This window comes from Streptomyces sp. NPDC046881, assembly GCF_040645015.1.
In the GTDB taxonomy this organism is placed as follows: domain Bacteria; phylum Actinomycetota; class Actinomycetes; order Streptomycetales; family Streptomycetaceae; genus Streptomyces.
The window spans coordinates 34,385-60,771 of sequence record NZ_JBEYXJ010000038.1; the positions used below are offsets into that span (position 1 = coordinate 34,385).

The 26,387-nt window shown below is 75.1% G+C and carries 18 protein-coding genes; 4 read left to right on the top strand and 14 right to left on the bottom strand.

Going from position 1 to position 26,387, the window contains the following annotated elements; translation table 11 throughout:
* Positions 1 to 306: 306 nt before the first annotated feature.
* The 4 genes from ABZ923_RS19845 to ABZ923_RS19860 form a co-directional block, all read right to left on the bottom strand.
* On the bottom strand, positions 307 to 1,500 hold the full coding sequence (locus ABZ923_RS19845; protein ID WP_361473241.1) for a cytochrome P450: 1,194 nt from the start codon (positions 1,498 to 1,500) through the stop codon (positions 307 to 309).
* A gap of 94 nt (positions 1,501 to 1,594) precedes the next feature.
* Positions 1,595 to 2,230, bottom strand: coding sequence for an NAD(P)H-dependent oxidoreductase (locus tag ABZ923_RS19850; protein WP_361473244.1), 636 nt, complete (start codon positions 2,228 to 2,230; stop codon positions 1,595 to 1,597).
* A 225-nt stretch (positions 2,231 to 2,455) separates the two neighbouring features.
* The gene (locus ABZ923_RS19855) at positions 2,456 to 3,712 is read right to left on the bottom strand and encodes a LuxR C-terminal-related transcriptional regulator (RefSeq protein ID WP_361473247.1); all 1,257 of its coding nucleotides are present in this window, start codon (positions 3,710 to 3,712) and stop codon (positions 2,456 to 2,458) included.
* Between the two features lie 808 nt (positions 3,713 to 4,520).
* The gene (locus ABZ923_RS19860; RefSeq protein ID WP_361473250.1) at positions 4,521 to 5,312 is read right to left on the bottom strand and encodes a LytTR family DNA-binding domain-containing protein; all 792 of its coding nucleotides are present in this window, start codon (positions 5,310 to 5,312) and stop codon (positions 4,521 to 4,523) included.
* Positions 5,313 to 5,457: 145 nt separating this feature from the next.
* Between ABZ923_RS19860 and ABZ923_RS19865 the strand changes: the two genes are divergently transcribed.
* The gene (locus ABZ923_RS19865) at positions 5,458 to 6,501 is read left to right on the top strand and encodes a bifunctional class I SAM-dependent methyltransferase/NUDIX hydrolase (protein WP_361473252.1); all 1,044 of its coding nucleotides are present in this window, start codon (positions 5,458 to 5,460) and stop codon (positions 6,499 to 6,501) included.
* 5 nt (positions 6,502 to 6,506) lie between these two features.
* Here the strand turns inward: ABZ923_RS19865 and ABZ923_RS19870 are convergent, their stop codons facing one another.
* The 6 genes from ABZ923_RS19870 to ABZ923_RS19895 form a co-directional block, all read right to left on the bottom strand.
* On the bottom strand, positions 6,507 to 8,876 hold the full coding sequence (locus ABZ923_RS19870; RefSeq protein WP_361473255.1) for a glycosyl hydrolase family 65 protein: 2,370 nt from the start codon (positions 8,874 to 8,876) through the stop codon (positions 6,507 to 6,509).
* A gap of 2 nt (positions 8,877 to 8,878) precedes the next feature.
* The gene (locus ABZ923_RS19875) at positions 8,879 to 10,993 is read right to left on the bottom strand and encodes a xanthine dehydrogenase family protein molybdopterin-binding subunit (RefSeq protein WP_361473257.1); all 2,115 of its coding nucleotides are present in this window, start codon (positions 10,991 to 10,993) and stop codon (positions 8,879 to 8,881) included.
* Between the two features lie 29 nt (positions 10,994 to 11,022).
* Positions 11,023 to 12,018, bottom strand: a complete 996-nt coding sequence (locus ABZ923_RS19880; protein WP_361473260.1) for a xanthine dehydrogenase family protein subunit M — start codon at positions 12,016 to 12,018, stop codon at positions 11,023 to 11,025.
* The gene (locus ABZ923_RS19885; RefSeq protein WP_361473263.1) at positions 12,019 to 12,555 is read right to left on the bottom strand and encodes a 2Fe-2S iron-sulfur cluster-binding protein; all 537 of its coding nucleotides are present in this window, start codon (positions 12,553 to 12,555) and stop codon (positions 12,019 to 12,021) included.
* 93 nt (positions 12,556 to 12,648) lie between these two features.
* Positions 12,649 to 14,832 (bottom strand): RICIN domain-containing protein, encoded by a 2,184-nt coding sequence (locus ABZ923_RS19890; protein ID WP_361473266.1) that lies wholly within the window; start codon positions 14,830 to 14,832, stop codon positions 12,649 to 12,651.
* Between the two features lie 424 nt (positions 14,833 to 15,256).
* Positions 15,257 to 17,242 carry an ABC transporter ATP-binding protein gene (locus ABZ923_RS19895; protein WP_361473300.1) on the bottom strand — a complete coding sequence of 662 codons (1,986 nt, stop codon included), beginning with the start codon at positions 17,240 to 17,242 and terminating at the stop codon, positions 15,257 to 15,259.
* Between the two features lie 96 nt (positions 17,243 to 17,338).
* Between ABZ923_RS19895 and ABZ923_RS19900 the strand changes: the two genes are divergently transcribed.
* Positions 17,339 to 18,304: a lysylphosphatidylglycerol synthase domain-containing protein gene (locus ABZ923_RS19900; RefSeq protein WP_361473269.1), complete on the top strand. Its 966-nt coding sequence runs from the start codon at positions 17,339 to 17,341 to the stop codon at positions 18,302 to 18,304.
* A 355-nt stretch (positions 18,305 to 18,659) separates the two neighbouring features.
* On the opposite strand, the gene ABZ923_RS19905 is transcribed toward ABZ923_RS19900, so the two are convergent.
* Positions 18,660 to 19,604: a MerR family transcriptional regulator gene (locus ABZ923_RS19905; RefSeq protein ID WP_361473303.1), complete on the bottom strand. Its 945-nt coding sequence runs from the start codon at positions 19,602 to 19,604 to the stop codon at positions 18,660 to 18,662.
* A gap of 124 nt (positions 19,605 to 19,728) precedes the next feature.
* Here ABZ923_RS19905 and ABZ923_RS19910 point away from each other — a divergent pair, with 124 nt between their 5' ends.
* Entirely contained in the window at positions 19,729 to 21,252 is a 1,524-nt protein-coding gene (locus ABZ923_RS19910) for an alpha/beta fold hydrolase (RefSeq protein ID WP_361473272.1), read from the top strand.
* Between the two features lie 61 nt (positions 21,253 to 21,313).
* Entirely contained in the window at positions 21,314 to 22,078 is a 765-nt protein-coding gene (locus tag ABZ923_RS19915) for a crotonase/enoyl-CoA hydratase family protein (RefSeq protein ID WP_361473275.1), read from the top strand.
* 28 nt (positions 22,079 to 22,106) lie between these two features.
* Here ABZ923_RS19915 and ABZ923_RS19920 read toward each other — a convergent pair whose 3' ends face one another.
* Genes ABZ923_RS19920 through ABZ923_RS19930 form a run of 3 tightly spaced genes read right to left on the bottom strand, consistent with a single transcriptional unit; the run spans position 22,107 to position 26,166 of the window.
* Positions 22,107 to 23,339, bottom strand: a complete 1,233-nt coding sequence (locus ABZ923_RS19920) for an FAD-dependent oxidoreductase (RefSeq protein WP_361473277.1) — start codon at positions 23,337 to 23,339, stop codon at positions 22,107 to 22,109.
* Positions 23,336 to 24,739 (bottom strand): FAD-dependent oxidoreductase, encoded by a 1,404-nt coding sequence (locus ABZ923_RS19925; protein WP_361473278.1) that lies wholly within the window; start codon positions 24,737 to 24,739, stop codon positions 23,336 to 23,338. The genes ABZ923_RS19920 and ABZ923_RS19925 overlap by 4 nt, the downstream gene beginning before the upstream one ends.
* Positions 24,736 to 26,166, bottom strand: a complete 1,431-nt coding sequence (locus ABZ923_RS19930) for an FGGY family carbohydrate kinase (RefSeq protein ID WP_361473281.1) — start codon at positions 26,164 to 26,166, stop codon at positions 24,736 to 24,738. The genes ABZ923_RS19925 and ABZ923_RS19930 overlap by 4 nt, the downstream gene beginning before the upstream one ends.
* Positions 26,167 to 26,387: the final 221 nt, after the last annotated feature.

The window sequence follows — 26,387 nt, forward strand, 5'->3', positions numbered from 1 at the left end:
GACGGCCGTACGACGCTGTACGGCCGGCCGTCGTCCGGAACGACGGAAGCAGACATCCCTCCGCCGCGGCCGTGCGCGGCGGTCAGGCGCCCGGAAAGGGCGGGAGCGGCCGGTCCCGCCGCCGGGGCGGGCGGGGAGCCGTTCCCACCGCCGCGGACGGCCGGGAGGCCGGTCCGGGGCGGCCGGAGCAGGCGGTCGCGGCCGGACCGCGCGGGTTCGCGCGGCGGGCCGCCGTACCGCCGGGCGTGGTCGGTAAGGGGGCGGACGTACGGTCAGGGCACCCGGAGGCTCACCAGGAGCCGGGGGTCACCAGGAGACCGGGAGGCTCTTCAGGCCGAAGACGGACCCGCGGGTGCGCAGCGGGACCTCCTCGGCCGGCGTGGCCGCCCTCAGGTCGGGGAAGGCCTGCAGCAACGCGCGCAGGCCGGTGCGGAGTTCGAGGCGGGCCAGGTTCTGGCCGACGCACTGGTGGATGCCGTGGCCGAACGCCAGGTGTCCGGCGGTGTCCCGGTCGAGGTCGAGGTGGGCGGGGCAGCCGTACTTGGCCGGGTCCCGGTTGGCGGCCGGCAGGGACACCGTGACGGTCTCCCCCTTCTTCACCAGCTGGCCGTCCAGTTCGAGGTCCTCCAGCGCGGTGCGGAAGATCTCGTACTGGTTGACGGTGACGTAGCGGAGGATCTCCTCCACCGCCGCGTCGACGCGGGACGGGTCGGCGCGCAGGGCGGCGAGTTGCTCGGGGTGGTGCAGCAGCGCCATGACGCCGACACTGAGAGCGCTCTCGGTGGTCTCGTAGCCCGCGAACAGCAACAGGGCCACGATGTTGCCGAGTTCCTCGTCGGTCAGCTCGCCGGCGGCCAGCAGCCGGCTGATGATGTCGTCGCCGGGCTCCTTGCGCTTGCGCGCGATGGTCTCCCCGATGAGCGCGCCGACCTGCTGGAAGACCGCCATCGACTCCTCGGCGTCGCCGTCCGGGTCGTGGGTGATCGCGGGCGCGTCGGCGTACCGCTCGCGCTCCTCCCACGGCAGGCCGACCAGGTCGGACAGGACCCGCAGCACGAGCGGCTTGGCGAAGGTGGTGATCAGGTCGGCGGGCGCGCCCTGCTCGCGCATCGCCTCGATCTGCTCGGCGGCCACCGACTCGACGTGCGGGGCGAGTTCGGCGATCCGCCGCACGGTGAACTCCCGTGCCAGCATCCGGCGGAACCGGGTGTGGTCCGGCGGGTCCATGTGGATGAACATGCCGGGCATCGCCGGGAACTGCGGTACGGGAGCACCGTACTTGGTGACGGGGAAGTGCCCGATCTCCAGGCTGTGGCTGAAACGGGGGTCGCTCAGGACCTCCCGGACGATCCGGTGGCTGGTGGCGAACCAGCCGATGTGACCGTCCGGGTAGGCCATCCTCGCGAGCGGGCGTTCGTCCCGCAGCTTGTCGAAGATCGCGGGAGGGTCGAAGTGATGGGTGCGTGACCAGACGTCTTCGTAGGACAGCATCTCGCTCATGAAGCACCTTCCCCACAGTGTGTGCGAACGTATCCGTCCGCGGAAATCCGCACCCGTGCCCGGGGTGCGCCCGCCCGCGATGTGGTGCCGTAGGTCAGACGGCCAGCTTGCGCAGGGTCTCCCGGGCGTCGGCGAGGGACTTCTCGCCCAGCGGCTTCAGCTGCGCCATGGCGGGCACGATCGCCGCGAAGGTCAGCTCGGCGTGCACGAACTTCAGGTTGTCGGCGAGGCCGATGGCGCTCAGCACGGCCCGCAGGTAGGGCTCCTGGTAGTCCCAGCCCTCACGCGGGGTGCCGGGGGCGTAGGAGCCGCCGCGGGCGGTGACGACGATGACGTTCTTGCCGCTCAGCGCGCCGGACTCGGCACCCGGGGGCAGCATGTGCGCCGGGGTGACCAGGCGGTCGATCCAGGTCTTGACGGACGACGGGATCGTGTAGTTGTACATCGGGATGCCGAAGACGATCGTGGTCGCCTCGCGGACCTCGGCGTGCAGCGCCTCGGTGAGCGCCTGCTCCTCGGGGCTGACGCCGTGCAGGTCGCCGGTCGGGTCGAAGAGCCACTCCCGGATCTCGTGCGTGATGTGCGGAATCGGTTCGGCGCCGAGGTCGCGGTAGGTGTAACCGGCGTCGGGGTGGTTCTGCCGCCACTGGGTGACGAACTCGGCGGTGAGCTGCCGCGTCACGGACTCGCCGGAGCGGATGCTCGCGTCGATGTGCAGAAGATGGGTCATGGCGTGACTCCTGGCCAGTCGGTACGTCTGTTTCGGCAACCCGCCCGGTCCCGCCCGGCCGGCGCTCGCCGGCGGACGGCAACAACACGGTGAGGAACGGTGCTTCCCTTGCTGGAGGCTACGTGGGGGGACCGCCGCGGCGGCATCCCTCAGGTTGGTAGGGCGCGGGTGGTGGGGGTGGCGCGGAGCCGTCACCTGCGCTGACGGACCCGCGCCGGAGGGTGGCTACCCGGCCTGCCGGGCGGCCACGGCGGGCCGTACCAGGAAGTCGGGCCCGGACTCGCGCGCGTGGTCGCCGCGTTCCTCCACCAGGATCCGGTTCCAGGAGCGGGCCAGTTCCACCCGGGAGGTCACGTCGAGCTTGCGGAATATCTTCTTCAGGTGGAACGCCACCGTGTGCGGGGAGATGTAGAGCTGGCTGCCCACCCTGCCGTTGGTGAGCCCCTGGCTGACCAGTTCGGCCACCGCGAACTCGGTGTCGGTGAGCCGGCTGACCCTCGTCCGGCTGCGGGTGGGCCGGCCGCCGTGGTCGTCCAGCTCCCGCAGCCGGCTCTGCACCCGCGCGAGGTCCCGGGGCGCCCCGGCGCCCAGGTAGGCCTCGGCCGCGCGCCGCAGCAGGTCCACCGCCCGGTCCCGTTCCGCGACGCGCGCGGAACGCACCCGGCTCGCGTCCTCCAGGGCGGACGCGCGTGCCCAGGGGTCCAGGTGCCGCTCCGAGGCGGCCTCCAGGGCGTCCGCGTCGCGGGCGAACAGCCCCGTGGCGTGCTCGGCGGCCGCCTGCACACTGCGGAAAGTGCGGTTCGTCAGCGCGAGCCGGCCCATCGTGCGGACGGTGCGCTCGGCGAGGTCGGCGTCGCCGAGTCGCTGGCCGGCCCGGACCAGCCAGGGGGCCGCCGCCGGCTGGGAGACCAGCAGGTCGCGGATGAGCACCTCGTCGTGGACGATGCCCTTCAGCAGGTGCGCCACGCTCTCCATGCCGTCGCGCGCCTCCAGGGCCTGGGCGGCGGCCCAGACGCACTGCCCCGGTATGAGGTTCTCCTGCCCGAGCAGCGCCGCGTCCCGCAGCCGGTTGGCGTAGAGCAGGCCGGTCGTCAGGTCCATGGCGCGTACCGAGCACACGGCCATGACCACGTGCCCCCGTGGGGGGAGCCCCCGGTTCCCGGCCTGGGCGGCCAGCCGCAGACCGGCCTCGGCCGCGGTCGTCGCCTCGGTCAGCCTGCCCCCGGCGAGATGGATCTCCGCCTCGCACAGCCGCAGCGCGGCCTGCGCCTCGGGCCGGTGCGGTCCGCGGTCGACGGACTCCGTACCGGGCTCCCCACGGGACTGCTCGCCGGACTGCTCGCCGGCGAGGAGGCGTTCCGCCGGCCCGAGGCCACGGACACGAGTCAACAGCGTGGCGTACCAGATGCGCGCCTCCAGCGGCGCCTCGTGGGCGGGGCGGTCTCCTCCGGCCGGTTCCGACGCGGCGGCGGCTAACTCCATGCTTTTGCCGAGCCGTCCGTCGAGCCAGAAGAGTGCTGATTGTGCGACAGAACGGCCTGGCTCGGAAGAAGATTCCAGAAGAGTTTGCTCGGTGATGACTGAATATCGCGGGGGCACTACAAACCTCTGACATGTAATCGGGTGGCGTTCTGAACTCGTGGGGTGTCGCTCTGACCCGTCGATCGTTTCTTCCGGAATCGCGCACACGCTGCTCCCTCATCCCCCGTCGCGCATGTGGTCCGGCCGCCCGGCGCCGCCGGTGGTGACCTGCCTTCTGGCACGATTGCGCACCTCACCGCTCGTGCGTCGGCGCCCCGGCACAGCACGGTGTGCTGAAGGACATCAACCAAACCCCCCTGGCCCGTGACCCAGTTGTCCGTGTTGCCTACACGTGTGGTGAAACGCAGTCGCGCACGAACGTCACAAGGCTGGCGAGAAATTACTCTCTCGCCACCTACTCATCGATCCCTTCGCACAACGATACGTATTCGTTGGGTGAAGCACCACGAATCGCTGTGACGCTGCCGTTAACGCTCCTCGACGACTGACCCCGAGCACGTCCGGCCACAACCCGCGTTCACCAATCCCCCACACAAGTCCCACCCGTGCCCCTGCGGCAAGGCGGCTCGCCGCCCCGCGCGTCCCGGGGACTAGCCCTGCCCCTTCCGGCAGCGCCGTGAACGTGACCAACGACACGCAGGGCGGGTACCGTTCACCCCGTGACGGCGGGCCGGAGTTCGGCCACCATGGCCGAAGGGGTACGCCCGTTCGACGGTCGTATACCCTTACGGGGCCGTCCCGGGCCCGCTCAGCGCACCCGGCCCGCCGCACGGCCGGCCAACAGGTCCCGCAGTTCCCGGGCGTTGCGCCGGCTCACGGCGAGCACCCGGTCGCCGATCCGGACCGTCAGGTTGCCGCCGTCCACCCGCAGTTCCTCGATCCGGCCGAGGGCGACGAGCCGGCTGCGGTGGATCCGCACGAAGCCGCGCGAACGCCACTGCTCCTCCAGGGTGGACAGCGGTATCCGCACCAGATGGCTGCCCCGCCCGGTGTGCAGCCGCGCGTAGTCGCCCTGCGCCTCCACGTAGGTGATGTCGGCGAGGGGCACGAACCGGGTGACCCCGCCCAGCTCCACGGGCACCTGGTCGCCGAGGGCGGGTACCGGCGGCCCGGGCGCCGCGGGGGCCGCCGGGCGGGGGCCCTGCCCGGCCCGGACCAGCTCGGCGACCCGCCGTACCGCCTCGGCGAAGCGCTCCTTGCGGAGCGGCTTGAGCAGGTAGTCGACGGCCTTCAGGTCGAAGGCGCGCACGGCGAAGTCCTCGTACGCGGTGACGAAGACGATCAGCGGCGGGGCGGGCAACGCGCCGAGCAGCCGGGCCAGTTCGAGACCGCTCAGACCGGGCATGTCGATGTCGAGGAAGACGACGTCGAAACCCTCCCCACCGTCCCCGTTCAGCCGGCGCAGCGCCTCGCCCGCCGTGGAGGCGGGGGCGACGGCGCCGACCCGGGGGTCCTCCCCCAGCAGGTACAGCAGCTCCGCGAGCGCGGGTTCCTCGTCGTCCACGGCCAGGACGCGCAGGGGCCCGTCGGTCACCCTCATGTCCGGCAGCTCCTTCCGTCCTCGGCCGCTCCCCCATGGTGGTCCCGGCGGCCGGGCGGCGTCGAGATCGCGGACGGCGGTGTGTCCGTGCCGTGACCCGGTCATGATCCTCTCGTCCGCACATCGACCGGCACGAGGAGGCACGGTGACCCAGCCGAACCCCGGGGAGTGGGACACGCACCGAACGGGCGGGGGCCGGTTCCGGCCGCCGGGCCCCGCCGAGCGCCGGCTGCTCGCCGCGCACGTCCCGGCGCCGGCGGGTGGGCGCTGCCTCGACGTCGGCTGCGGCACCGGTGAACTCGCCCGCCACCTGGCCGCGTCCGGGTACCTGGTGGACGCCGTCGACCGGTCCTCCGGAGCACTCTCCGAGGCCCGGCGCGCCGCCGGGGCCGGGGTGACGTACCGGCGGCTGGACGTCGAGCACGACAGCCTCGACCGGCTCCCGCACGCGTCCTACGACCTGGTCACCGTCCGGCTGGGCTGGGCGTTCGTCCGCGACCGGACCCGGGTGCTGAACCGGCTGCGGGAGCGGCTGCGCCCCGGCGGCGCGCTCTGCGTGATCACTCCGGTGGCGGACGCCGTACCGGAGCACGAGCGGGGCACGGCCCTGGACGAGGAGGAGATCGGGCTGCTGAGCGCGGGCTGGGAGTCCGCGCGGCGGTACGACGCCGACGGCCTGGCCCTGCTCGTCCTGCGCGGCCCCGCCCCCGCCCCGCCGGTCTGCGCCGGCAAGGGCCGGCCCGCCCCGCACGCCCTGACCGGTGCCGGTGTCGTCGTCACGGATCCGGCGGGACGGGTGCTGCTGGGCTGGTCGGTGCGGGGCGTGTGGGAGCTGCCCGGCGGCAAGAACGACCCGGGCGAGGACTTCGCCGCCGCGGCCGTGCGGGAGCTGGCGGAGGAGACGTCGCTCAGGGCCGACCCCCGCGCGGCGCGGGTGCGGGCCGTCCTGATGGACTCGGTGCACGGCATCCCCCGGGTGACGGCCGCCGTGCGGGTGACCCGGTACACCGGCGAACCGGTCGTGACCGAGCCGCAGTTGATCCGCCGCTGGGAGTGGCACGAGGTCACCGACCTGCCCGTCCTGGGCCGGCCGCTGTTCACACCGAGCGCCCATGTCCTGGACACGGTCTGGCCGGGACTGCTGCCGGACCTGCCGCCGGTGCACCGGTACCCGGTCGCCGAGGGCTGACGGCGTCAGTCGGGCAGCACCAGCCGGGCCGTCTCCCCCGGCCCGACCGGGACCACCCTGTCGCGCAGGCGGACGTCGATGGGCGGCTGGTCGGACTCCGGCACGGCGATCTCCAGCAGGCTGCTGCGCAGCCGCAGCCGCACGCCCCAGTGGCCGTGGTAGCGGATCGCGAAGCCGTAGGAGGACAGCTCGGGCAGCGGCACGGGATCGAGGCACAGTCCGCTGCCGCGGGCCTCCAGGCCGGTCAGCCCGCGCTGCACGAGGTCGAGGGTGCCGGCCATCGCGCCGAGGTGGATGCCCTCGCCGGTGGTGCCGCCCTGCAGGTCGGCGATGTCGCCGCGCAGCGCCTCCTGGACGAAGCTCCAGGCGTCGGCGCGGCGGGCGCGGGCCAGGATCCAGCCGTGGACCAGGCCGCTCAGGGTCGAGCCGTGGGTGGTGCGGTGCAGATAGTGGTCCACGGTGACGAGCCAGCCGTGTTCGTCCAGGTGGTGTCCCAACTGCTGGAACAGCGACCGGAGTTCGAGCGGCGAGAAGAGGTAGCCGAGCATCAGCACGTCGGCCTGCTTGGACGCCTTGTAGCGGTTGACGGTGTCGCCCTCCGCCTCCAGGATCCGGTCCAGGCGCCGGATGTCGTGGTACCGCCTGCGGTAACCCTCCCAGTCCAGCTCGGCGAGGTCGCCGTAGCCGTCGAACTGGCTGATCACCCCGTCGTGGAAGGGGACGTGCAGCCCCCGGGAGACCTCGCTCCAGCGGGCGGGCTCGTCCGCGGCCAGCCCGATGTGCTCGGCGAGTTCACGGCGGCGCGGCTCGGGCAGGCCGTCCAGCAGCTCCAGGGCGCGGGTGAGCACCCAGGCGGCGGTGACGTTGGTGTACGCGTTGTCGTCCAGGCCGGGCCGGTCCGCGCCGGGGTAGGCGTCGTGGTACTCGTCGGGGCCGACCACGCCCCGGATGCGGTACCGGCCGAGGTGGTCGTCCCAGTGCGCCGACTGCCCCCAGAAGCGGGCGATCTGGAGGAACATCTCGGCGCCCTCGCCGTGCCGGAACTCGGTGTCGCCGGTGGCCTCGCAGTACCGCCAGACGTTGTAGGCCACGGCCGAGCCGACGTGGTGCTGGAGCCGGGAGTGGTCCGGCAGCCAGCGGCCCGAGCGCGGGTTGAGGTGCACCTGCTGGGTCTCCTCGCGGCCGTCGCTGCCGCTCTGCCACGGGTACAGGGCGCCGCACCGGCCGAGGTCGCGGGCCGCGCGGCAGGCCGCGTCCAGGCGGCGGTGACGGTAGTGCAGCAGGGCGCGGGAGACCTCCGGGAGGTGCAGGTCGAGGTAGGGCAGGACGAAGAGTTCGTCCCAGAAGACGTGCCCGCGGTAGGCCTCGCCGTGCAGTCCGCGGGCGGGCACGCCGACGTCCAGATCCGCGGTGTGCGGGGAGAGGGTCTGCAGCACGTGGAACAGGTGCAGGCGCAGGATGCTGCCGGCCTCGCCGGGCACGTCGAGCGCGGTGCGCCGCCACAGCTGCTCCCAGGCCGAGCGGTGCGTCTCGCGCAGCTCGTCGAAGCCGGGCGCGGCGCCGACCCGGTCCACGGCCGCGCGCAGCGGGTCGCTGATCGCCGGGTCGTGGGAGGTGTGCAGGGCGACGGTCTTGTCGACGGTGGCGGTCCCGCCGGGCGGCAGCCGCAGCAGCAGCCGCTGTACCGCGCGGTGGGCCTCGTTGGCGTGGGTGACCGGCGCCCGGGCGGTCAGCCGGGCGGCCAGGCCGAAGCCGATCTCCGAGGTGCGGGTACGGCAGCGCAGCCAGACCGTGCCGGGTGCGGCGGTGCCGACGGTGACGTGGCTGAGGTGCCGGCCGTCCAGCTCCCGGTAGCGGCCGACCCCGGAGTTGGTGACGCCCCCGTCCAGCGCGGCCTCGACGTCCAGTTCGACGGCATCGCCCTCGGCGGTGAACTCGGTGCGCAGCGCGGCGAGATGTGGGTCGGCCAGGTGGACCAGGCGCTCCTGCCGGACCAGCAGGCTGGCGTCGGCGCCGAGCGGGTAGCGGGTACGGCGTTCCAGAAGGCCGGGGTCGAGGACGAGCATCTGGTGGTGCTCGGCGACGGGGGTGGTGTCCGGGGTGAGCCAGTCGCCGCCGGCCGGCCGGAACCGCAGCGGCAGCCAGTTGGGCAGGTTGACCATGTCCTCGTTCTCGACCCGGCGCCCGGCGACCTCGGAGGTGAGCCGGTTGTAGCAGCCGGCCGCGTAGGTGCCGGGGTAGTGGACGTCGTCCGCGGTGCACTCGGGCAGGGCCCCGCGCGTGGCGAAGTAGCCGTTGCCCAGGGTGCACAGCGACTCCCGCAGGCGTTCCTCCGCTGGCCGGTACCCCTCGTACTCCCAGGTGGGCCCGTCCACCGTCAGCCTTCGGACAGCAGGCCGGCGAGGATCCGGTCGGGGGTGAGGGGCAGTTCGCGGAAGCGGATGCCGGTGGCGTGGTGGACGGCGTTGCCGATGGCGGCCGCGGTGCCGACGATGCCGATCTCGCCGATGCCCTTGCTGCCCATGGGGTTGAGGTGGGGGTCGTCCTCGTCGATCCAGTCGGCCTCGATGTCGGCGATGTCGGCGTGCACGGGCACGTGGTAGGAGGCGAGGTCGGACTCGGGGAAGTCGCCGAACGCCGGGTCCAGGGTGCTGCTCTCGGTGAGGGCCATGCCGAGGCCCATGATCATGGCGCCGGTGAACTGGGAGCGCGCGGTGCGGGCGTTGAGGATCCGTCCGGCGGCGTAGACGCCGAGCAGCCGGCGCACCCGGGTCTCGCCGGTGACGGTGTCGACGGCGACCTCGGCGAAGTGCGCGCCGAACGCGTGCCGCGCCCAGGGGCTGTCGGCGTCGGCCTTTCCGGTGGTGTCCGCGCGGGTCTCGATGCCCTCGGCGGGCAGCGGTCCGGTGTGCGCGGCCAGCCGGGACGCCAGTGCGGCGCAGGCCTCGTGGACGGCCCAGCCCCAGGAGGCGGTGCCCATGGAGCCGCCGGCCAGCGGGGCCGGGGGCAGGTCGCTGTGGCCGATCTCGGTGCGCACCCGGTCCAGGGGCACGCCGAGGGCGTCGGCGGCCACCTGGGCGAGGACGGTACGGGCCCCGGTGCCGATGTCCGCCGCGTTGATCCGGACCACGAAGCCGCCGTCGGGCAGCGCCTGGGCGGTGGCGGTGGACGGGGAGACCTGCACGGGGTAGGTGGCGGCGGCCACGCCGGTGCCGAGCAGGAAGGGGCCCTCGCGGCGGATGCCGGGGCGCGGGTCCCGGTCCTCCCAGCCGAAGCGGCGGGCGCCCTCGCGCAGGCACTCCACGACGTGCCGGCTGCTGAACGGTTTGCCGCTGCCCGGTTCCTCCGCCGGTTCGTTGCGGACCCGCAGCTCCACCGGGTCCAGGCCGAGCACGTCGGCGAGTTCGTCCACGGCGGACTCCAGGGCGTACATGCCGGGTGCCTCGCCGGGGGCTCGCATCCAGGACGGTGTGGGCACGTCCAGCGGCACCACGCGGTGGGAGCTGAGGAGGTTCGGGACGGCGTACATGACGCGGGAGACGACCGCGGCGTACTCCACGAACTCCTTCACCCGGGAGATGGGGCTGGTCGTCTCGTGCAGCAGGGCGGTGAGCCGGCCGTCCCGGCCGGCCCCGAGCCGCAGCCGCTGCACGGTGGGGGCGCGATGACCGACGACGGTCGGCAGGTGCCGGCGGGCGTAGGCGAGGGTGACGGGCCGCCCGGTGTGCCGGGCGGCCATGGCGGCCAGGACGACGTCCGGGCGCGGGGTGCCCTTGGAGCCGAAGCCGCCGCCGACGTGCTCGGCGACGACGGTGATCCGCTCCTCGGGCAGCCGGAACAGCTGGGCGAGCGTGGCCCGCACCGTCGTACCGCCCTGGCTGGAGGTGTACACGGTGAGCCGGTCGCCGTCCCAGTGGGCGGTGCTGGCGTGCGGCTCCATGGGGTGGTTGTGCAGGGGCGGCACCCGGTAGGTGACGTCGACGCGGACCTCGGCCCCGGCGAAGGCGGCCTCGGGGTCGCCGTGCTCGACGCGGCCGGGCTCACCGCCCGCCTCCTGCGGTGCGTAGCCGTCCCGGTGGTGCTCGGTGAACGCGGCGTCGTGGGATGCGGTGTCGTAGGTGACCCGGACGGCCCGGGCGGCGGCGCGGGCGGCCTCCGGGGTCTCGGCGACGGCCAGGGCCACGCACCAGCCGCGGTGCGGCACGTCCGGGCCCTGCAGCACGGCGAGGGTGTGGTCCTCGGGCTCGGCGAGCCGGGGCGCGTCGGCGGGGGTGAGGACGGCGAGGACGCCGGGCAGGGCGAGGGCGGCCGAGGTGTCGACGGCGCGGACCCGGCCGCGGGCCACCGCGGCGGGCACCGGCCAGGCGTGGGCGCGGCCGGGCAGGGTGTACTCGGCGGCGTAGCGGGCGGCGCCGGTGACCTTCTGGCGCCCCTCGCGGCGCTCGGCGGGGGCGCCCAGGGCGGTGCCGGTCGTGCCGGTCGTGCCGGTCATGGGGATCCTCCTGCTCCTGCGGGGGCGGCTCAGGCCGGGGCGGGGGCCGGGGCCAGACGGTTCAGGACGTCCAGCGCCAGGTTGCGGGCGAGGGACACCTTGTAGGCGTTGTCCCGCAGCGGCTCGGCGTGCGCGAGTTCGAGGGCCACGGCGCCCTCGAAGGCGGCGGGGGTGGCGTGGGCGCCCAGCAGGGCGAGCTCGGTGTGCCGGGCCCGCCAGGGGCGGTGCGCGAGCCCGCCGAAGGCGATGCCCGCCTGGTCGACGACGCCGTCCGTGACCCGCAGCCGCACGGCCACGGAGGCGAGGGCGAAGGCGTACGACGCCCGGTCCCGGGCCTTGCGGTAGGCGGACGGGACGCCGGCCGTGGCGGCCGGGAGCACGATGCCGGTGATCAGTTCGCCGGGGCGGATCCAGGTGTCCCGTTCGGGGTGCTCGCCGGGCAGCCGGTGGAAGTCGGCCGCCGGCAGGCGCCGGGGGCCCTCGGTGCCGTACAGCTCGACCTGGGCGTCCAGGGCGGCCAGGGCGACGGCCATGTCGGACGGGTTCGTGGCGATGCACTGCGCGGAGTGGCCGAGGACGGCGTGGTCGCGGTGGACGCCGTCCCGGGCGCCGCAGCCGCTGCCCGGCTCCCGTTTGTTGCAGGGTTTGTCCAGGTCCTGGAAGTAGGGGCAGCGGGTGCGCTGGAGCAGGTTGCCGCCGGTGGTGGCGGCGTTGCGCAGCTGTGCGGAGGCGCCCGCGAGGAGCGCCTGGGACAGCGCCGGCCAGCGTGCGCGGACCCGCGGGTCGGCGGCCAGGTCGCTGTTGCGGACGGTGGCGCCGACCCGCAGGGAGCCGTCGGGCAGCTCCTCGATGCCGTCCAGCGGCAGCCGGCCGACGTCGATGAGGGCGGTGGGCCGTTCCACGCCGAGTTTCATCAGGTCGACCAGGTTGGTGCCGCCGGCGAGGTAGCGGGCGCCGGGGTGGGCGGCGTACGCCTCGACGGCCTCCTGGACGCCGGCGGGCCTGAGGTATCCGAAGCCGTTCACTCAGATCACGTCCTCGATCGCCTCGACGATGCGCGGGTAGGCGCCGCAGCGGCACAGGTTGCCGCTCATCCGCTCGCGGATCTCGGTCCGGTCCAGCGGTACGGGCGGCCCTGCGGGGGTCCGCGGGTCGGTGACGTGGGAGGGGTGGCCGGCCGCGGCCTCGGCGAGCATGCCCACGGCGGAGCAGAGCTGGCCGGGGGTGCAGTAGCCGCACTGGAAGGCGTCGCGGTCCAGGAAGGCCCGCTGCAGCGGGTGCGGCTCCTCGCCGTCGCCGCCCAGGCCCTCGACGGTGGTGATCTCGCTGCCGTCGAGGGTCACGGCGAGCAGCAGGCAGCTGTTGATGCGGCGGCCGTCGACCAGCACGGTGCAGGCACCGCACTGGCCGTGGTCGCAGCCCTTTTTGGACCCGGTGAGGTCGAGGTCCTCACGCAGCAGGTCGAGCAGGACCCGCCGGTGGTCGACGCGCAGCGTGTGCGGTTTGCCGTTGACCCGGAGGGTGACCTCGGAGTGGTGGCCGGGGCGGGATGAGCTGGTCATGGCAGGGGTGACCTTCCGGACGGACGGTGCAGCCGTGCAGACCGCGTATCCAGGACCGGCCGGGCTCACACGTCCGGAAGGCCACCTTTCCGATCACGGGTAGCGGACGAGGTTCGCGACGTTGGTCGTCGCGTTCGAGGGTCCTCCGGTGCTGTTGACGACGTGGCTGATGGTGCCGGTGCCGCCGAGGGAGACGGTGACCATGCTGGTGAAGCGGACGTTCGGGTTGTTCGGCGCCTCGATGGCGCGGGCCGCCGTGACGCCAGGATCGACGTTGAAATAGCAGTAGCTGCCGAGGCCGTACGCCTGGTGGCTGGTGACGGAGTCGGCGACCTTGTAGGCGGCGTAGCCCTGGGTGGAGCCGTTCATCCAGGCGGCCTGGTTCGGCGGGTCGTACGGCATCTCGTTCTGGAAGAAGTAGGTGCGGCCGCCGTTGCCGTTCCAGACGGTCTGGTACTTCTGGAAGTGCTCCACGAACAGCCCGTAGATGGTCACGTCGTCGCCGTTGACGACCAGGCCGGTGTCGGCGGTGTTGCTGGTCCAGCCGACGCCGCTGCCGTGGTCGGCGCGCCAGATCCACATGTGGTCGCCGATGACGTTCCTGCTGTTGACGACGAGGCTGGTGGCCGCCTTGCCGACGCCGGCGCCGCCGATGCGGAAGTAGACGTCGTGCAGGGAGGTCGGGTCGGCCGCGTGGGAGGCGGTGGAGCCGGCCGGCCCGACCTCGACGAGGGTCTTCGAGCTGGTGGTGCCGGCGTCGAAGAGCAGGCCCGCGATCTTCACGCCGTCGACGTCGGCGACGGACAGCGCGGTGACGCCGTTGTCCGGGACGAAGGTGGCGAGGCCCAGGCCGAGGACGACCGTGTCCGGGCGGGTCACCTTGAGCGTCTGGTCGAGGTGGTAGACGCCGGGGGTGACCAGCAGGTTCTGGCCGGCCGCCAGGGCCGCGTTGATCTGGGTGGCGGTGGCGCCGGGCTTGACGACGTAGAACCGGCTGAGCGGCAGCGAGGATCCGGCCGGGGTGCCGCCCGCCCAGCTGGTCGCGGTGGAGTTGGTGCGCACGGAGGGCACGAAGACCTGGTAGTTCCCGGAGCCGTCGACGTACAGGAACGGCTTCTCCCGGGTGACGGGGCTCTGCGCGACGGTGGTGTGCGGCGGGTTCGGGAAGCTGGTGGCCGGGACGCCCTGGCTGCCGACGAACACCATGTTCCAGTTGGACCCGGTCCAGCTGCCGAGCTGGGAGTTGCGGGTCAGCCACTGCTGCTGGCTGCCGGAGTTCACGTGCCCGTCGATCTTGCTGTCGGCGAGGTAGCCGCCGGACGACCAGCCGCCGTCGTCCAGGGCGAGGCTGCCGCGCAGGTGCATCCGGCGGTAGGCCGCCGCCTGGGAGACCGCCCAGCGGTCGCCGCCGCCGGCGGGGTTGACGGAGAGGTTCTCGGCGCCGCGCCAGAAGTTCTGGGTGGCGTTGCCCTGGAACCAGTCGGCCTCGGCGTGCACGGCACCGTTGACGGTCACCGCGTCCGGGGTCAGGCCCAGGCCGAGCACCTGGGTGTAGAAGCCGACGTTGACGTTCGCGTCGTAGGCGCCGGGCTTGAAGAGGACGGCGTAGCGCTGGGAGCCGAACTGGTTGGTCTCCTGCTGCTTGAAGATCGTGTCCAGCTTGCCCTGGATGGCCGAGGAGGACATCGACGGGTCGAAGACGACGACGTTGGGACCGAGGTCCGGGTCGGCCGCCGACTGGGTCACCGGGACCACCTGGAAGCGCTGGGCGGCGGTGCCGTTGCAGGTGTACTGCACCAACTGCACGCTGTCGGCGAGCGAGGCGCCGGGGTCGTCCAGGCACTTGCCGCTGTTGCGGTTGACGAAGTGGAAGGCGCCGCCGCCGTCGTCCACGGGCAGCCACTGCTGGTTGGCGCCGCCGCCGTAACTCCACAGGTGCACCGGCGCGTTGTCGGCCGTGGACACGTCGGCGACATCGGCCACCCGGCTGGTGTCGTTGCGGGTCGCGATGCGGACGTAGCCGTCGCCGGCGTCGGTGAGGCTCCACTGCTGGGCCGTGGTGCCGTTGCAGGCGTACTGCTGCACGACGGTGCCGTCGGCGGTGCCGGCCGCCCGGGCGTCCAGGCACCTGCCGCTCGCGGCGTTCATCACCGTGGCGAACCCGGTGGGCAGGGCGGCGGCCCCGGCGGCCGCCGCCGGGGCGGGTGCCGCCGTGAGCAGGGCGGCGGCGAGGGAGAGTGCGGCGAGGGACCCGGCCGCGGGGAGGGGTCTGGCCATGTGCGCGGGCGGCCTTTCGTGGGGGGGCAGGCCGCAGGCCCAACAGCGGGGGGACATACGGCCGTTGGGACCTGCGGGGCTTTGTTTAAGTCGTGAAGCTAAAGGTACGGACCACTGGCGTCAAGTGGCGCACGGCAAACCGCGCCAGGAGTCCGCGGCGCGACCTGCTCGGCGCCCCCGAGGCCTGGCTCCGGCCGGCCGCGGTGCACGCCCTCGCCCCGGCCGGCCCGGGGCTGCCCGCGCGCCGGGATCCCGCACCGCCGGGGTTTCGTCCGGGACGAGGAGATCCGGGAGGCCGTCGCCGCGCTGCTCGGCGAGGGGCGTGCGGATCACCGGTGACCCGCACCCGCGCGCGACTCCTGCGGCGCGACCGGCGGGCAACGGTGGCGTGACCGGCGGGCGCCCGTGGCGTGACCGGCGGGCGTCACCCTGCCGTCGGCGCCCCCGCCGTCGGCACCCCCGCCTCCACGGTTCCCGCCTCCGTGGCGCCCGGCTCGGCCGCCCCCGGCTCGGCCGCCCTCGGAGCCGCCGCCTCCGCCGGCTCCCCCGGCTCGCCGCGCCCCGCGAACTGGGTGCGGTACAGCTCGGCGTAGCGGCCCTCCGCCGCCAGGAGTTCCTCGTGGGTGCCGCGTTCCACGATGCGGCCGGCCTCCACGACCAGGATCTGGTCGGCGGCCCGGACCGTGGACAGGCGGTGGGCGATGACCACGGCGGTGCGGCCCTCCAGGGCCTCGGTGAGCGCCTCCTGGACGGCCGCCTCCGAGGTGTTGTCCAGGTGGGCGGTGGCCTCGTCCAGGATGACCACCCGCTGGCGGGCCAGCAGCAGCCGGGCGATGGTCATGCGCTGGCGCTCGCCGCCGGAGAGCCGGTAGCCGCGCTCGCCGACGACCGTGTCCAGCCCGTCGGGCAGGGACCGTACGACGTCGGCGAGGCGGGCGCGGCCGAGGGCGTCCCACAGCTCGTCGTCCCCCGCGTCCGGGCGGGCCAGCAGCAGGTTGGCGCGGACGGTGTCATGGAAGAGGTGGCCGTCCTGGGTGACCATGCCGAGGGTGGCCCGCAGGGACGCGGCGGTCAGCTCCCGCACGTCGGTCCCGCCGATGCGGACCGCGCCCGCGTCGACGTCGTACAGGCGCGGCAGGAGCTGGGCGATGGTCGACTTGCCGGCGCCGGAGGAGCCGACCAGGGCGACGGTCCGGCCGGGTTCGGCACGGAAGGAGATGCCGTGCAGCACCTCGGAGCCGCCACGGGTGTCGAGCGCGGCGACCTCCTCCAGGGAGGCGAGGGAGACCTGGTCGGCGGACGGGTACGAGAAGCGGACGTCCTCGAACTCGACGGCGACCGGCCCCTCGGGGACCTCGCGGGCGTCCGGCCTCTCCGCGATGAGCGGCTCCAGGTCGAGCACCTCGAAGACCCGCTCGAAGCTGACGAGCGCGCTCATCACCTCCACCCGGGCCCCGGCGAGCGCGGTCAGCGGGGCGTACAGCCGGGTCAGCAGCAGGGCGAGCGAGACCACCGCGCCGGGCTCCAGGGTGCCGCGCAGCGCGAACCAGCCGCCGAGGCCGTAGACGAGGGCCAGGGCGAGGGCGGAGACCAGGGTCAGGGAGGTGATGAACACCGACTGGGCCGTGGCCGTGCGCACGCCGATGTCCCGGACCTGGGCGGCCCGCGCCGCGAACTCCGCCGACTCCTCCTCCGGGCGCCCGAACAGCTTGACCAGGGTGGCGCCGGGCGCGGAGAACCGTTCGGTCATCCGGGTGCCCATGGCCGCGTTCAGCGCCGCCGCCTCCCGCTGCATACGGGCCATCCGGCGGCCCATGCGGCGGGCGGGCAGCACGAACACCGGCAGCAGCACCAGGGCGAGCAGGGTGATCTGCCAGGACAGGGTGAGCATGACCGCGAGCGTGAGCAGCAGGGTGACCAGGTTGCTGACGACGCCGGAGAGGGTGTTGGCGAAGGCCCGCTGGGCGCCGATCACGTCGTTGTTGAGACGGCTGACGAGCGCGCCCGTACGCGTACGTGTGAAGAACGCGACGGGCATGCGCTGCACATGATCGAACACAGCCGTCCGGAGGTCGAGGATGAGTCCCTCCCCGAGCGTCGCCGACAGCCGGCGGCCGAGGATGCCGAGGCCCGCTTCCGCGAGCGCCACGAGCGCGATGAGCAGGGCCAGCCGGACCACCGTGCCGGAGTCGTGCCCCGCCACGATCGCGTCGACGACGCGGCCGGCGAGCACGGGCGTCGCCACGGCGAGCAGGGCCGTCACCACCCCGAGCAGCACGAACCGGACGATCCCGGCGCGGTGCGGGCGGGCGAAGGCGGCGATGCGGCGCAGCGTGGCGCGGGCGAACGGGCGGCGCTCGGACTGCGCGTTCATCACGCTGTGCAGCTGCGTCCAGGCAGTGGTCTCCATGCTCATGGGAAAGAACCTAGAACCTCAAGCTTCGTTGAGGTCAAGGTCCCGGGGTTTTCACCCGCTGTTCCGGCGGCTCGGAAAGCCTGTGCGGATGTGACTGCCGTCCCGCACACCCCGGGGCGCCCTCCCCGGCGCCTCCCGGTCCGCCAGGCGCTGTGCCTGGTGCCGCTCGTGCTCGTCGCCGTGGCCGCCGCACGGCACCGCTCGGTGCTCGCCGAGGGCTTCGGGCACCTGCGGACCGCCTCCTGGCCGTGGCTGCTCGCGGCGGCCGCGGCCACCTGTCTGTCCTGGGGGGCCGCCGCCCTCACCCGGCAGGGCGCGGTGCTGCAGCCGCTGCCCAAGGGGCGGCTGCTGGCCACCCAGTTCGCGGCGGCCGCGGCCAACCACCTGCTGCCGAGCGGGCTCGGCGCCGGCGCCGTGAACCTGCGCTTCATGACCGTGTGCGGGGTGCCCCTGGCCCGTTCCTCGGCCGCGCTCGCCCTGTTCCTGCTGGCCGAGTGCGTGGGCCGGCTCGGCCTGCTGGCCGCGCTGCTGATCGCGTTCCCGGACGCGCTGCGGCCCGGCACCCTGCTGCCGGCCGGCTCGGCACTGCCGCTGCTGCTGGGCGGCGCGGGCCTGCTGCTCGTCGCGGGCGCCGTCCCGGCGCTCGTACGACCGCTGCGCCGGCGCGTGTGCGCGTTCGCGCGGGACGCCCTCGGCGAGGCGCGGTCGGTGCACACCCGGCCGGCCCGCGCGCTGGCGCTGTGGGGCGGCTCGCTGGCCTTCCCGGCGCTCCAGGCGGCCGGGCTGGCCGCGGTCGCGCAGGCGCTGCGGCTGCCGGTGCCGCCCGCGCACACGGTGCTGGCCTACCTGGCGGCGACGGTCGCGGTGGCCCTGGTGCCCACGCCCGGCGGGCTGGGCTCCGTGGAGGCGGCGCTGATCGTGGCGCTGGTCGCGGTGGGCGGCCCGGCGGCGGTGGCCACGGCGGTCGTGCTGGCCTACCGGATCATCACCGTGTGGCTGCCGCTGCTGCCGGGCGCGCTGACGCTCGGCGCGCTGGTGCGCCTGAAGGTCATCTGACGGCTGCGACAGCCCCCTCGACTCCCGGGCGAAACGCGGTACGCCCGCGGCCCACCCGCCCCGCCGCAACACCGCTCCCGCGTCGCCCCGCTCCAGCCCCCGCCGCAGCTCACCCGACGGCGAGACCACGCCGCCGGGTCCCGGGCGAAAGGCGATACGCCCGCGGCCCGCTCGCCCCGCCGCAACCCCGCTCCCGCGTCGCCCCGCTCCAACGCCCGCCGCAGCTCACCTGACGGCGTGACCACGCCGCCGGGCCCCGGGCGAAAGGCGATACGCCCGCGACCCGCCCGCCCCGCCGGAAGGCGGTGCACGCGCGGCCGGCCCGGCGGTTCCCGGGGACCGTCCCGCCCCGCCGCTACCCCGCTCCCGCGTTGTCCCGGTCCAGTGCCGTGCGCAGCCAGTCGTCCGTGGAGCCCGGGGTCGGTTCCGGGCGGCCGCCCGGCGGGGTGAGCAGGACGGCCGTCAGCTCCCAGTAGCGGTCCAGGCGCGGGCCGGCCGCGAGCCGGGCGGACAGCAGGCGGCGGAACTCCCGGGTGTCCCGGCTGCCGTACGCGCTCGCGTACGCCGCCACGTAGGCGTCCAGCGCCTCGCCCGGGTACGGATCCCGTGCTCGGCGCAGCTGCGGGCCCGCGAGCTCGTACGCCTCGGCGAGGCCCGCGTACAGTACGGCCGCGCCGCGGGCCCCGGCCACCCGGTGCACCTCGGGCTGGGGCCGCCGGCCGCCGGAGCAGGGAGCCGTCGTCATCGCGTGCAGCCGGGCGAAGGCGAGCACCTGCGCCGGGTCCGGCTCGTCGGGCGGCTGCGGAACGGCCACCTCCAGGAACGCCGCCGTCGCCCGGGCCGGCATCCGCGGCGGCAGCCAGGCGCGCCAGAACCGGGCCAGCGGCGCCGTGCTCGGCGGGACGCCCACCGCGCCGACCAGCCGCAGCCGCTCGGCGCGCTCCGCGGGCGGGCACTCCGCGACCAGCCGCAGCGCCGCCTCCCGCCAGCGCAGCGCCTTCAGTTCGCTGCCCAGGTCGCGCAGCCGGCCCGCGACGGCGTCCTCCAGCACCCGGCCCGCCGCGCCCTCGTCCTGGAGCACCCGGCGCACCTCGGGCAGCGGCAGGTCGAGGGCGCGCAGGGAGCGGATCAGCCGCAGCCGCTCCAGCGCCTCGGGGCCGTACCGGCGGTGCCCGCCGCCGCTGCGGGAGGCCTCGGGCAGCAGACCCCGGTCGGAGTAGAAACGGACAGCCTTCACGGTGGCACCCGCGCGCTCGGCGAGCTCGCCGATGCTCCACAGGACCTCGTGGGACGTGGACAGTTGAACCTCCCTCCGGGGGAGTTCCTACGGTACCGGCGCGCGGGCCGGGCGAAGGCGCCCGGTGCCGCGGACCACGGCGTACGCGACCGGCGTGACGTCATGCGACGGACCCGAGGAGAGGGCCATGACCGTGTTCATCATGGTGGCGGGCGTGTTCACCGGCGCCCCCGTGTGGAGGGAGACGGCCGAACTGCTGGCCGCGGCGGGCGGCGAGGTGCACCCGGTCCCGCTCACCGGAGTCGACGCGGGCCGCCCCGCCGCACCGGACCGGGTCGACCTGGAGACGCACATCGCGGACGTGACCGCGGCGATCGACGCGGTGGACACGGCGTCCGGCCGGGAGATCGTGCTCGTCGGCCACGACTACGGCATCCACCCGGTGCTCGGTGCCGCCGACCGCCGGGCACAGCGCGTCGCCCGGGTCGTGTACCTGGATGCCGGGATGCCACGGGACGGCGTCCCGCCCCTGGCCGCCGTGCCGGACCAGGACCTGCGCGCGCAGCTGGCCGAGCGGGCGGAACGCGGGGAGACGGAGGGCGCGCTGGCGCCGCCGGCCCGTGACGGGTGGCAGCGCTGGGGCAGTACGGCCGGCCTCTCCGACGCGGCACTGGACCGGCTCACCGCCCTGGCCGCGCCGCAGCCGCTGGGCACCCTGCTCCAGCCGCTGCGGCTGACCGGAGCGGCGGCCGCCGTACCCGTCACCGGGATCCTGTGCACCGGGAACGGCGTCGGCATCGACCTGGTGCAACGGCTCGTCGACTTCGGCGACCCCGACCTGGCGGCCCTGGCCGGCCCCCACGTCACCTTCTTCGAACTGCCCACCGGGCACTGGCCGATGCTGTCCTGCCCCGCCGAACTGGCCGACGTCCTGCGGCGTGCCGCGGCCGGCGAGGGGCGCCGCCTCCGACCGGCCGACGGCGCCGGCGAACCGCCCGCCCACCTGCGCCCGTTCCCACTGGACCTGCCCGAGGTCCCCCGGGACCGCAAGGGGCACGTCGACTTCTACGTCCCCGAAGCCGAAGGCCCGCGGCCGGCCGTGGTCCTGGTGCACGGCGGGCCCGTCCCCGCCGGGTCCCGGCCGACCCCGCGCGACTGGCCGACCCTGGTGGGGTACGCCCGTCTCGCGGCCGCCGAGGGCCTGGTCGGGGTGACCTTCGACCACCGGCTGCACGACGTCACCGACTACGAGCGCGCCGCCGACGACGTAGCCGCCGCGGTGGAGCTGGTGCGGGCCGATCCCCGGGTGGACGCCGACCGGGTGGCCCTGTGGTTCCTCTCCGGTGGCGGCCTGCTCGCCGCGGACTGGCTGACGGAGCCCCCGGCCTGGCTGCGCTGCCTGGCCGCCTCCTACCCGATCCTGGCGCCGCTGCCCAACTGGGGGCTGACCGGCGGCCGGTTCCACCCGGCCCGGGCGGTCGAGCAGGCGGGCACCCTGCCCGTCGTCCTGCTCCGTGCGGGACGCGAGACACCGGAGATCGCCGCCACCGTGGCGGCGTTCGTGACCGCGGCCGAGGACTGCGGGACGCACCTGGAACTGGTCGACGTCCCGAACGGCCACCACGGCTTCGAGACCGTCGACGCCCCCGAGGAAACCCGCCCCGCCCTGCTCCGCGCCATGCGCTCGGTGGCGGCCCGCCTGACCGCCTGACAGGCTACGGACGGATCACCGTCCCGCCCCGGGCGCCGGGGCCGATGAAAGAGGGTGCCGCATGCCGGTGCGGATCGAACGGCAGGAGTACGTCACCACGGTCGTCCTCTCCCGGCCGGAGGCCCGCAACGCGGTGGACGGCCCCACGGCCGCCGAACTCGCCGACGCGTTCCGGGCGTTCGAGGCGGACGACACCGCCCGGGTGGCGGTGCTGTGGGGCGAGGGCGGCACCTTCTGCGCGGGCGCGGATCTGAAGGCGATCGGCACCGGGCGCGGCAACCGGGTGGCGCAGGACGGTGACGGGCCGATGGGGCCGACGCGGATGCGGCTGTCCAAGCCGGTGATCGCGGCGGTGTCCGGGCACGCGGTCGCGGGCGGCCTCGAACTCGCCCTGTGGTGCGACCTCAGGGTCGCGGAGGAGGACGCCGTGTTCGGGGTGTTCTGCCGCCGCTGGGGCGTGCCCCTGATCGACGGCGGTACGGTACGGCTGCCCCGGCTGATCGGCACCGGCCGCGCCCTGGACATGATCCTGACCGGCCGGCCGGTCCCGGCCCGTGAGGCGTACGAGATCGGGCTCGTGAACCGCCTGGTCCCGGCCGGACGCGCCCGCGCCGAGGCCGAGGCCCTCGCCGCGTCCGTCGCCCGCTTCCCGCAGGCCTGCCTGCGCAGCGACCGCGCCTCGGTCCTGGACCAGGAGGGCCTGGACGAGCGGACGGCGATGCTCGGTGAACTCCGCCACGGCCAGGGCGTCCTGGCGGAGAGCGCGGAGGGCGCCGCGCGGTTCGCCTCGGGGGCCGGGCGGCACGGCGCGTTCGACACGCCCTGAGCGCGCCCTGAGCGCGCGGGGCGCCCGCTCAGCCGGTGCTCACCCGTACCGGCCCGCCGTCGGGATCGACGCGTTCGTGCCAGCGGGCGGTGAGGGTCAGCGTGCGGTCGGGTGACGCGGTGCCGGCGGTGAGCCGCCGGCGGTGCAGGAGCCGGCCGTCCTGGTGGACGTACAGGACCGGGCGGGACAGCGGGACGCCGGTGCGCAGGACGTGGCGGGCGGGTACGGCGCCCGGGGTGACGCGGTTCGGGGCGATCCAGCGCAGCGGCGCCTCGACGGTCACGGGCACGCCCGGGTCCGGCCAGGGCGCGCCCGCCAGGAAGTCCAGGACCGCGCCGGCCGCCCGGGCGCCCTCGCGGGCCGCGGTGCCGGCGGGCTCCACGGCGTGCAGCAGGTTGCCGGCGGCGAAGACGCCGGGGCGCGAGGTGTGCAGGGTGGTGCCGACGGCGGGGCCGCGGGTGCCCGGGTCCAGGGTGAGGCCGCCGCGCCGGGCCAGTTCGTGCTCGGGCACGAAGTCGCCGGTGAACACCACGGTGTCGCAGGGGAGTACGGCCGTACGTCCGTCCCGGTGGCGGACGCGGACGCCGGACAGCCGTCCGTGGCCGAGGAGTTCGGTGACCGTGGTGTCGGTGAGCAGCGGGGTGCCGTGGCCCAGCCGGGCCGCCCGGGCGCGGGCCCTGCCGGTCTGGGCGCGCGGGTGCTCCGTGACCAGGGCGACGACCTCGGCGCCGGCCGCGCGGACGGTGGCCGCCGCCGCGTAGGAGACGTCCGCCGCGCCGACGACGACCGCGCGGGTGCCGATGTGCTGCCCGAACAGGTGGACCGCCTGCTGGAGTTCACCGGTGGTCCAGACGCCGGCGGGGCGGGTGCCGGGCACCAGCCGGGCGGCGCGCGGGCGTTCGCGGGCACCGGTGGCGAGGACGACGGCCCGTGCCCCGACGGTCTCCGGTCCGCCGGGCCCGACGGTGGTGAGGACGGGACCGGCCGGCGCCCAGTCCAGCGCCGTCACGCCGGTGCGGAGCGTGGCGCCGGCCCGTTCGGCGGCCTCGGTGAGCAGGCGGGCGTAGCGGGGGCCGGTGAGCGGCCGGGTCCAGGTGCCGAAGCCGCCGTGCGCGCAGTGCCGGGGCACCCCGCCGGGCTGCGCCTCCCGCTCCAGCACCTCCACGCGTCCGGCGCCGGCGGCGGCCAGCCGCGCGGCGGCGGCGAGCCCGGCCGGGCCGGCGCCGACGACGAGGACGTCCACGTGCCGCGGGGCCGTCATGGCCGCGGCCCCCGCTCGAACAACTCCCGTACCGCCGCGCCGCAGTAGAACCCCTGGCAGCGGCCGGCCCGCGCGCGGGTGCGGCGGCGCAGGCCCTCCAGGCTGCGCGGCGGGACGGTGGCGGCGAGGGCGTCGCGGATCTCGCCGCGGGAGACGCGCTCGCAGTGGCAGACGAGGGTGCCGTACTCGGGGTCGGCGGCGATGAGGTCGGCCCGCTGGTAGGGGCGCGGGAAGGCCTCGCCGAGGTTGGGCATGGTCACCGGCTCGGGCTCCCGTACCGGGCCCAGGTCGAGACCGCCGTCGGCCAGCAGGCCGGTGACGTGGGCGGCGATGGCCAGGGACGCGGTCAGGCCGGTGGAGCGGATGCCGCCGACGGTGACGTACGCCTGCCCGGGGTGCGCGGTGATCCGGTAGTCCTCGTGCCCGGTGGCCGCGCGCAGCCCGGCGTAGACGGCGGTGACCTCCTCCTCCAGCAGGGCGGGCAGGATGCGCCGGCCCTGCTCCCGCAGCGCGGCCGTCCCGTCGGCGGTGGAGCCGGTGGCCCGCTTGTCGTGCAGGTCCTCGGCGGTGGGGCCGAGCAGGACGTTGCCGTAGACGGTGGGGGCGACCAGGACGCCCTTGCCGAGGGCGGTCGGCACGGGCAGCAGGATGTGCCGGACGAGGGGGCGGGCGAGCTTGTCGTACACCAGGAGCTGGCCTCGGCGCGGGGTGACGGTGAAGTCCTCGTGGCCGAGGGCGCGGTCCAGGGTGTCGGCGTGCAGTCCGGCCGCGTTGACCAGGTGGCGGGCGCGCAGGGTGCCCCGGCCGGTGGTCAGGAGGTGCCCGTCGGCCCGGCGGGCCCGGTGCACGGGCGTGTTCAGGTGCAGGTCCACTCCGGCGCGCACGGCCTGGGTGGCGTAGGCGAGGGTCGTCGTCCAGGGGCAGATGATGCTCTCGCCGGGGACGTGCAGGGCGCCGAGCGCGCCGGGGCCGAGGTGCGGCTCGCGGGCGTACAGCTCCTCGGGGCCCAGCAGCACGGTGTCGGGGTACGCGTTGCGCTCGGCCTTCTCGGCCAGCCGGGGCAGCGCGGCGCGCTGCTCCTCGTCCCAGGCGACCAGCAGGGCGCCGACCCGTTCCACGGGGATGCCGGTCTCGGCCGCGTAGGCGCCGAGCCGCGCGTAGCCCTCGCGGACCAGCCGGGCCTCCAGGGTGCCGGGGGCGGCGTCGAAACCGGTGTGCAGGATCGCGGTGTTGGCCTTCGAGGTGCCCTGGCCGACGTCGTCCTGGGCCTCCAGCAGGGCGACGCGCAGCCGGGGGCGGCGGGCCAGTTCGCGGGCGATCGCGCAGCCGACGACACCGGCACCGACGATCGCCACGTCGTACGGCGCCGAGGGCAGCGGGCCGTCCGCGGTGACCGTCACGAGCCGAGGAGGGCCGCGACGGCGCCGCGGAACCCGGCGCGGCGTTCGGCGGCCTGGCCGGCGCTGATGCGGGGCTCGTACACGGCGGCGGGTTTCCAGTCGGGCAGGGCGTCCTCGACGCTCAGGCCGGGGTGCGCGCCGAGCCGGGCGAGGGTGGCGGCGCCGAGCGCGGTGGCGTCGGGCAGCGCGGACACCTCCACGGGGCGTTGCAGCAGGTCGGCCTGGGTCTGCATGAGGAGCGCCGAGCGGGTCAGGCCGCCGTCGACGCGGAGCGTGTCCAGCGGCGCGTCCAGGTCGCCGGCGGCCGCGTCGGCGAGTTCGGCGACCTGGGCGGCGATGCCCTCGCACAGGGCGCGCACCAGGTGCCCGGGGGTGGTGTCGAGGCCGAGGCCGGTGAGGGAGCCGCGTACGTCGCCGCGCCACCAGGGGGCGGCGAGTCCGGCGAGGGCCGGGACGAAGGTGACCCCGCCGCTGTCGGGGACGGTGCCGCCGACCGGGTCGAGGTCGGCGGCGGAGGAGATGACGCCGAGGCCGGTGAGCCAGCGGACGGCGGAGGCGGCCGTGTAGACCTGGCCGTCCAGGCAGTAGGCGGTGTGTCCGTCGAGCCGCCAGGCCACGCAGCCGACCAGGCCCGAGTCGCCGCGCCGGGGGCGGTCGCCGGTGTGCGCGAGCAGGAACGCGCCGGTGCCGTAGGTGCACTTGGCGGCGCCGGGGCCGGTGACGCGCTGGGCGAGCAGCGCGGCCTGCTGGTCGACGATCAGTCCGGTGAGCGGGATCTCGGGGCCGAACGCCCGGGTGGTGCCGACCGGCTGGGCGGCGTCGGTCACCTCGGGCAGGCGTTCGCCGGCCAGGCCGTACAGGTCGAGGGCGCGCGGGGACCACTCGGTGCGGTCCAGGTCGAGCAGCTGGGTACGGCCGGCGGTGGCGGCGTCGGTGGCGAAGGCGCCGGTGAGGCGGTGGACCAGCCAGGCGTCGGAGGTGGTGACGACGCCCTCGCGGGTGAGGTGGCGGCGGATCCAGGCCATCTTCGGTGCGGCGAAGTACGGGTCGAGGGGGAGCCCGGTGAGCTGCCGCAGCTCTTCCGCGTGCTCGGCGAGCCCGGCGCAGACGGTCTCGGCCCGCCGGTCCTGCCAGACCAGGGCGTCGGTCAGCGGGCGGCCGGTGGCCGGGTCCCAGGCGAGGACGGTCTCGCCCTGGTTGGCGAGTCCGAACGCGACGACGTCCTCGCCGGCCTCGGCGAGCGCGCGCCGGCCGGCGTCCACCACCGAGTCGTACAGCTGGGCCGGGTCCACCTCGACCAGGCCGCCGGGCAGATGGCGGGGCCGCACCTCGGCGAAGGCGGAGCCGAGCACCCCGCGTTCCGGGCACACCACGAGCGCCTTGGTGCCGGACGTTCCCTGGTCGACGGCGAGCACCGGTCCGGTCATCGCGCGTCCTCCGCTCCAGCCGTGAAGATCACCGCGCCAGCCTGCCGTCGCCCGGGCCCGGCGTCAAGGCTCCCCCGCCAGGTCAACTTGCCTTACCGGATAGTTGACTTGGTAACAATGGTACGGCGGGAACCTGCGCCTCTATAGTGACCGCCGACCACACGAGGCATCTCAATACCGCCCAGGGGAGGGCTGTTGCAACGTCACCCCGCCACCTCGCC